This is a genomic window from Novipirellula sp., from assembly GCF_041583735.1.
GTDB lineage: Bacteria > Planctomycetota > Planctomycetia > Pirellulales > Pirellulaceae > Novipirellula.
In genome coordinates this window covers 1-7,779 of record NZ_JBFHFD010000414.1, presented here as the reverse complement: position 1 = coordinate 7,779, position 7,779 = coordinate 1, and the positions used below count along the sequence as shown (strand labels likewise).

Here is a 7,779-nt window from a genome sequence, read left to right as displayed (position 1 = left end):
GTGTTTTTGCCGGTCTTGTTTGTCGAAGAAGAAGCGGGCCAATTGTTTCGCGACATCGCATTGGCGATCAGTGCGGCGGTTGGCTTGTCGTTGATCGTCAGCATCACATTGATCCCGACGGTCACGGCTCGACTGCTGACCGAAAGGCCTGAACGCTCGAAAGCCACTTCACAGCCCAAGCGTGCGCCCCACTCGCTGCAACGTGTGTCCGATCGAATCGTGCAACCGATTCTGTGGCTCAGTTCGTTGTTTGTATCGATGGTGGTCGGCACGAACCGGATGATTCAACAGAGTTTGCTGCGGCGATTGGCGTTGGTCACGGTGCTGTTGGCTGCCACCGCGGGTTTGAGCTACGCGTTATGGCCGAAAGTCGAGTATCTGCCGACAGGTAATCGCAACTTGGTGTTTGGCATCATATTGCCACCGCCGGGATATAACCTGGATGAACTTTCGAGTCTTGGTGAAACGGTCGAAGAACATTTAAAACCCTACTGGGACATCGACCCCGATGACCCGGCGACCAAGGATCTCGAATACCCGGCGATCTTTGACTTTTTCTATGTCGCTCGTGGACGGCAAGTTTTTTTGGGCGTGCGTTCGGTCGATCCGCAGCGCAGCGGTGAACTGATTCCGTTGATCCAAAGTGTGCGTTCCAAATTACCCGGTGCGTTTGTGATCGCCAAACAATCGAGTTTGTTCGAACAAGGATTGACCGCCGGCCGCACGATCGATGTCGAAATCACTGGGCCGGAACTCGAAAAATTGGTCGGGATTGGGGGCCAAGTGCTCGGCCAAGTGATGGGAGGGATGGGCGAACCGGTGATCCCCAATGCGCAAGCTCGACCAGTGCCGAGTTTGGACCTCAGTAATCCCGAAACCCACGTGATCCCCTATCTGTTTCAAACCGAGCAAATGGGCGTCAACGCATCGAGTTTAGGGTACGCCGTGAACGCGCTGGTCGATGGTGCGTTTGCCAGTGATTATTACATCGGTGGCGACAAGATTGATCTGACGATTGTGGGCAGCCCTGATCAGGCGGGTTCGATTCAGGATCTCGAGTCGTTGCCGATCGCGACGCCGAGCGGTCATTTGGTTCCACTGAATTCATTGGCTCGGATTGAATCGTCAAGCGGACCGGAACAGATCAATCATCGCGAGCGACAGCGGGCGATCACGATCGAAGTGTCTCCGCCGCCCGAGATGGCATTGGAGGATGCGTTGCAGCGGATTGAAACGCAAATCATTGATCCGATTCGTACGTCGGGGCAACTCGATGGCGGTTACCAAATCACATTGTCGGGGACCGCCGACAAATTGCGTGATACTTGGTTGGCGCTGCGATGGAACGTACTGCTGGCCTTGCTGATCACGTACCTGTTGATGGCCGCGTTATTTGAAAGTTGGGTTTACCCATTTGTGATCATCATGAGTGTCCCGCTGGGCGCGGTCGGCGGGATTTTGGGGCTGCGGATGTTGAGTGTTTACTTGACTTGGCGGGGGTTGCCGCCGCAAGCACTCGATGTGTTGACGATGTTGGGGTTTGTGATCCTGATCGGGACGGTGGTCAACAATGCGATTTTGATCGTGCATCAGTCGCTTAATTTGATGCGAGAAGACGGTTTCAAGTCACGCGACGCGATTTTGGAAAGCGTTCGCACTCGCGTGCGTCCGATCTTGATGACCACCGCAACGACGGTGCTCGGGTTGTGTCCGTTAGTATTGTTCCCCGGTTCCGGCAGTGAGCTTTATCGAGGTTTGGGCAGCGTGTTGTTAGGCGGGCTGCTCGTGTCGACGATCTTTACGTTGGTGTTCGTGCCGACGTTGTTCCGAATCTTCATGGACATTAAGGAATCGTTTGGACAAGGTGAGAAACCGAGTCATCCAGATGAGTCGTTGAGTGACGACGACGATTCGCAAGAAACGCCCGCCGAGGCTCCGGCGCACACCGCCGCCCATGTGATGAGTTAAGGGGCGTGGCCTTCATAGCGGTTTGTTTGTCGTTCGAAAAAAAATCACCCTCCCGTGTGCGGGAGGGTGATTTCCGTGTGGTCTGGAAAATCGACTCTCTCAGCAGCCTGGCGTCTTCATCCGCCACTGTTCGCCGTCGACTTGTTCGATCAGTCCGGCTTGCGACAAGATTTTCAGTGACCGCTCGACTTGAAAGTCGACTTCGACGTTCACCGCTTCACGAATCATTCGCTCGCAGTGACGCCGCAGTTTGCGGGGACTCAGCGGAGCGTCGCTCGACAGGATCCCGTACAACGCCAGCGTCACCTCGGCTTCACTCTGTTGCCGGGCTTGTTGGATCAAACGGTAACCCACGCCTGCGTTGGTATCGAGTTTTTGGTAGTACAGGTTCTTTGCCAAGTTCAATAGGTAGCGATTGCGGGTCTGGAAATAACTCACCACACTGCGGACAATGTAGCCGATCGAAGCAAAGATCAACCCGGCCAACATCATCGAAGAGTACAGCGTGATGGCGGCAAACAAAAAGATGAAATGGGCTAGTTTTCGAAGTGACATCAAAAGTCCTCCCAGACTTGGCACGATGATCTTCACCCGGTCCACTTTGCTGATTCGAACTTGCGTTCCTGGCAACAACATGTCGACATCCAGCTTGGGAATGTTTTTGAACATCCTCAGATGCAAACACCGTGACGACAATTGTTCTTCCGATACGTCGTCGTTGTGCAGTTTGAACAGCACCACCATCCGTTGATACACGGGAACTTCGACGGGTTCACGTTGATACAGCGTGCGGAGCCGGCGGCGAAAGCGGGTGCCGACGATGTCGCCTCGCGAATAAACCACCAGCTGGTCGAACAGCGTGAAGTCGACATGCAGCGGGACTCCCCACTGGCTCGCCACACCCACGCAGGCTTCAATGTCAGATTGATCCAAACGACGGTAGCCCGCTTCGACCAACATCCGCTCGCAGAGCTGCAGCGTCGGAGCAATGTGGGGATGCGTTGTGGCGTCTTCGGTCGTTTCATCCTGGGGGGCAGCGGTGTCTGAATCCTCCTGCAGCGGGTCGCGATGATCCGAATCGGGGTCGAGTACGGAGTACCATTTCGAGAATTCGGTGTGGTACGCCGCACTATTCCGATTGAGTATGCTTTCGACTTGCCCAAACGCTTCGGTAAACACCTGTTGCTGCGAAACGCTCAGTTCGTTTCGGTGGATCAGGTACTCCCGCAGTCTCGACGGTTCCACGGGCAAGTACAACTCAACCGACCAGTGATCGGGATTGTCCGAGATCAGTCCCGATGCACTCAGTTCGCTGATGTCGCCGAACGAACTGCCCAAAGGGCGTGTCGTCGCGCCGTCACGATTGACAGACCACTCGACGAGAAAACGATCAATGAACGATTTTGACACCACGGGCTCCCAGTCGTCCGACGAGCAAGCCGACGCCGCGCGAAAACCGGTTCGCGGGGTGGCACTCGATATGGACGGGCTGTTGATTGATACCGAACGATTGTACTGGCAAGTGGGCGATACGTTACTGCAGCGACGCGGTTATCGCTACAGCCGGGAATTGCAGGCTCGGATGATGGGCCGCATCGGGGTGTCGGCGATCGCACAGATGATTGAAATGCACAATCTGTCGGATTCCGCTGAATCACTGCTTGCCGAATCGGACGAACTGTATGGAGCGTTGTTGGCCGAGCAGCTTCAGCCGATGCCGGGGTTGAGCCAGTGGATGGACTCGCTACGACGATCCGGTTTGCCGTTCGGATTGGCAACCAGCAGTCAACGCAAATTTGTCGATGTCATTTTGCCGACGTTTGATTGGTCGGATCAGCTTGCGTTTGTGTTGACCGGCAACGACGTCGTCAATGGCAAACCTCACCCCGAGATGTATTTGACGGCAGCCGAGAGGATGCAAATCCCCGCATCGGAAATGCTGGTTCTCGAAGACAGTGGCAATGGATGTACCGCGGCATTAGCCGCCGGAGCCCAGACGGTCGCCGTCCCCAGCGAGCACACCAAAGATCAATCGTTCGACGGCGTGATGTTGATCGCCGATTCGTTGTTGGATTCGCGATTGCACGAGTTGATCGCATGACGTGGTAGCGAACTTCGCTCGCGTATTTGGGTAGCGAAAGTCGCCAAGACTTTCGGCAGTACAGGCGAATTCCGGCGAGCGGCAGCAAGCTCTGGGTGGGGCTTCGGTGTGTTCGCGATGGATCGTACAAGCACCGTGCAACCAACCCTCCCCGGCCGCTATCGCGTCCGACCCTCCCGCACACGGGAGGGTGAATGCGGTGCCGGCCTGCACGCAAGACGGCGTTTTCTTACTCGCCGCTCAGCGGCTTGGATCCGTAGGGGCGGGTGCTAATGACGCCTTCTTCGGGACTGCTGGCGGTGCCATAAAGTCGCTTGGGAATCCGGCCGGACAAATAGGCGTCGCGGCCGGCGAGCGAAGCATACTTCATCGCTCGTGCCATCCGAATCGGATCACGGGCATGCGCGATTGCGGTGTTCAACAGCACGCCGTCGGCCCCCAACTCGAACGCTTCGCTGACATCGCTTGCCGTGCCCACGCCTGCATCGATGATGACGGGATAATCGGGATCGTCTTCCTTCAAATACTCCAAGATGATCCGCAAGTTGTTGGGATTTAGCAGCCCTTGGCCGCTGCCGATTGGACTGCCCGCTGGCATCACGCTGGCGGCTCCGACGGCCTTCAGCCGCTGAGCCGTGACCGGACAATCGCTGGTGTAGCAGAGGACTTTGAATCCTTCTTTGCTCAATTCCTCGCACGCAGCCAATGTTTCCGATGGATCCGGCAACAGCGTTTTGCTGTCGCCAAGCACTTCCAACTTGACCCAATCCGCGCCGGCATTATTGAGCGAACGAAGGATTTCGCGGCCGAGTTTCGCGGCGCGAATCGCGTCCTTAGCCGTGTAACAGCCCGCTGTGTTGGGCAATAAAATGTATCGATCCAGGTCAAGAAAATCGAGGATGTTTTGCCCCATGCGGTCGTACAGCCGCTCGCGACGCACCGCGACCGTCACACAATCGCTGCCCGAAGCCATCAGCGAATCCCGCATTTGCGGCATCGAATCGTAGCGACCGGTGCCCACGATCAGACGGCTCTTTAGTTGATGGCCGCCAACAACCAATCCAGGATCGTCGTCAATCACTTGGGGGGCGGATTCCGTAGTAGACAATGCGAAAGCTCAACAGAATGCGGGTAAAATGGAGTGACACTTTGAAGGTAACTGCAAGGATACCAAATCGCCCCGCCTGCTGGCGAGCGGCCGCAATCGTCAACACGCGACGAAGCGTTTGGCATCGACTATGATACATCCATGAAGTCCCACCCCTCCCCCCACCTTGTTTACCGCGTCCTGCTTGCTTTGGTTTGCAGCGTCGTAGGTGCTCCCGCCCGAGTGAACGCCGACGATGAAATCTCGTTCAATCGAGAGGTGCGTCCCGTGCTGGCGTCGCAGTGTTTTGCATGTCACGGCCCCGATGAATCGCATCGCGAAGCCGATTTGCGGCTCGATGTTGACGAAGCCGCGATCGATCACGGCGTGATCGAACCAGGCGATCCGGACGCCAGCGAATTGGTGCGGCGGCTGTTCTCTTCCGACGAAGACGAGGTCATGCCACCGCCGCATGCAGGAACGCTCAAACCCGAACAGAAACAACTGCTTCGCGATTGGGTGCAAAGCGGCGCGAAGTACGATAAACATTGGGCCTTCACCCCGCCGACGCAGCCCGCCGTGCCGACCGTGACAGAATCTGGCTGGGCTCGTAGCGAGATCGATGCCTTTGTGCTGGACCGATTGACTCGCCAGGGAATTTCGCCCTCGCCCGAAGCCGACCGGATGACGTTGGTGCGTCGGTTATACATTGATTTAATCGGACTGCCGCCGACGCCGGAGCAAGCGGATGCATTTGTTTCCTCGACCGACCCGCATGCTTACGAAGCTCTGGTTGACGAACTGCTGCAATCGCCTCGCTATGGTGAACACTGGGCTTTGCCGTGGCTGGATCTCGCTCGTTACGCCGACACCAACGGGTACGAGAAAGATCGCGAGCGTTCGATTTGGCCTTACCGCGATTGGGTAATCCGGGCGCTCAACGAAGACATGCCCTACGACCAGTTTTCGATCAAACAGTTGGCCGGCGATTTGTTGCCTGGCAAAAATCCCGATGATTTGATCGCGACCGGATTTCATCGCAATACGATGCTCAATGAAGAAGGCGGGATCGATCCGCTTGAGTATCGTTATCTTGCGATGGTCGATCGCGTGGCAACGACCGGTATTGTGTGGCTCGGTTTGACCACCGGTTGTGCGCAGTGCCACACACACAAATTCGATCCGATCACGCACACCGATTACTTTCGGTTGATGGCACTGTTGAACAATGCCGACGAACCCGACTATGCGATCCCGGATCCCACCGTGGAACAACGGCGACGCGAAACACTCGATCAAATCGAACGGCTTGAATCTCAGTTGGCGAACGCCTTTCCGGTCGGCGAAGATCAATCCGCGACTTTCGAAAGTGAATTCGCCAAATGGATTCGCAGTCAAGAAGCGGTCGCGACGCCATGGCAAGTCATCACACCGGCGGAGATGAAATCGAATTTGCCGCGGCTCGAGCCACTCGATGACGGCAGCGTCTTTGCCAGCGGCGACACCACCAAGCGTGACCAGTACGAGTTGACATTCACGATTCAGCAAAGCGATTTGCCTATCACCGCGATCCGGCTTGAAGCATTACCGGATGATCGGCTTCCGGAGCGTGGGCCTGGTTTGGCGTTCTACGAAGGCCGCAAGGGCGACTTCTTTGTGAGCGAATTGAATGCGACGCTCGGCGATGCCCCGCTGAATTTTGGCGAGGTCTCGCACAATTACCGCACCACCAACGACGGCAATCCCAAAGTCCGTCCTAATAACGTTTTCGATGGTGATGGATCGACGGGCTGGCAACCCGGCAATCACAAAGGTGAACGGTTGCATTTGGTGATGAATCTGCAGCAGCCAATCGAAACGCCCGGCGAACTTCGTATCAAGTTGCTGTTTGAACGACATTATGTGGCGAGTTTGGGGCGTTTTCGCTTTGCGGTTACCCATAAGCCTGGGGCGGTCGCGAGCCAGCTGTCCGAGGCAGCCGAAATGATTCTCGCTTCATCGGATGAAAACAAAGAACAAAGTGAGATGTTGCGACGCGAGTTTCTGCAAACCACTTCGCTATTGGCCGAGGCACGTAAACCGATCGATGCGTTGCGAGCGAAGTTGCCGGAGCCGACGACCACGTTGGTGATGCAAGAACGCCCAGCGGCTCATCCACGCCCGACTTATCGTCATCATCGTGGTGAGTACCTCAGTCCGAAGGAACAAGTCAGTCCGGGGATGCTGAGCGTGTTCGTTGAGGACGAGCAGCGTTCGCCGAAGAATCGACTCGAGATGGCCCGCTGGCTCGTCAGTGACGCCAATCCCTTGGTCGCCCGAGTGACCGTCAACCGTGCTTGGCGGTCGCTATTTGGTGCGGGGTTGGTGCGGTCCAGCGACGATTTTGGCGTCCAATCCGAACCGCCGACGCATCCCGAATTGCTCGATTGGTTGAGCGTCGAGTTGATCGAGAATGGTTGGTCGATCAAACAATTGCACAAACGGATCGTGATGAGCGCGACCTATCGTCAAGATTCCAAAGGGACAGCCGAACTAGTCCAAATGGATCCTGATAATCGACTGCTTGCCCGCGGTGCACGTTTCCGCGTCAATGGCGAAACGGTTCGCGACATCATGCTCCGGG

The 7,779-nt window shown here is 56.3% G+C and carries 6 protein-coding genes; 3 read left to right on the top strand and 3 right to left on the bottom strand.

Annotation, left to right across the window (positions count from 1 at the left end; all coding sequences use genetic code 11):
* The coding region (locus tag ABX962_RS24340; RefSeq protein WP_372723133.1) for an efflux RND transporter permease subunit at nucleotides 1-1,968 on the top strand (1,968 nt) is incomplete at its 5' end.
* 99 nt (nucleotides 1,969-2,067) lie between these two features.
* Here ABX962_RS24340 and ABX962_RS24335 read toward each other — a convergent pair.
* A complete protein-coding gene (locus ABX962_RS24335) occupies nucleotides 2,068-3,378 on the bottom strand; it encodes a DUF3754 domain-containing protein (protein WP_372723131.1) in 1,311 nt (436 codons plus the stop codon).
* Here ABX962_RS24335 and ABX962_RS24330 point away from each other — a divergent pair.
* Nucleotides 3,362-4,069, top strand: a complete 708-nt coding sequence (locus ABX962_RS24330; protein ID WP_372723127.1) for an HAD family hydrolase — start codon at nucleotides 3,362-3,364, stop codon at nucleotides 4,067-4,069. The genes ABX962_RS24335 and ABX962_RS24330 overlap by 17 nt on opposite strands.
* Nucleotides 4,070-4,298: 229 nt before the next feature.
* Here ABX962_RS24330 and ABX962_RS24325 read toward each other — a convergent pair whose 3' ends face one another.
* Both ABX962_RS24325 and ABX962_RS24320 read right to left on the bottom strand, forming a co-directional pair.
* Nucleotides 4,299-5,177 (bottom strand): thiazole synthase, encoded by an 879-nt coding sequence (locus tag ABX962_RS24325; RefSeq protein ID WP_372723125.1) that lies wholly within the window; start codon nucleotides 5,175-5,177, stop codon nucleotides 4,299-4,301.
* Complete coding sequence (locus ABX962_RS24320) at nucleotides 5,143-5,316, bottom strand: hypothetical protein (RefSeq protein WP_372723123.1); 174 nt, start codon at nucleotides 5,314-5,316, stop codon at nucleotides 5,143-5,145. The genes ABX962_RS24325 and ABX962_RS24320 overlap by 35 nt, the downstream gene beginning before the upstream one ends.
* Before the next feature lie 2 nt (nucleotides 5,317-5,318).
* Between ABX962_RS24320 and ABX962_RS24315 the strand changes: the two genes are divergently transcribed.
* A partial coding sequence (locus tag ABX962_RS24315) for a PSD1 and planctomycete cytochrome C domain-containing protein (RefSeq protein WP_372723121.1) occupies nucleotides 5,319-7,779 on the top strand: 2,461 nt, incomplete at its 3' end.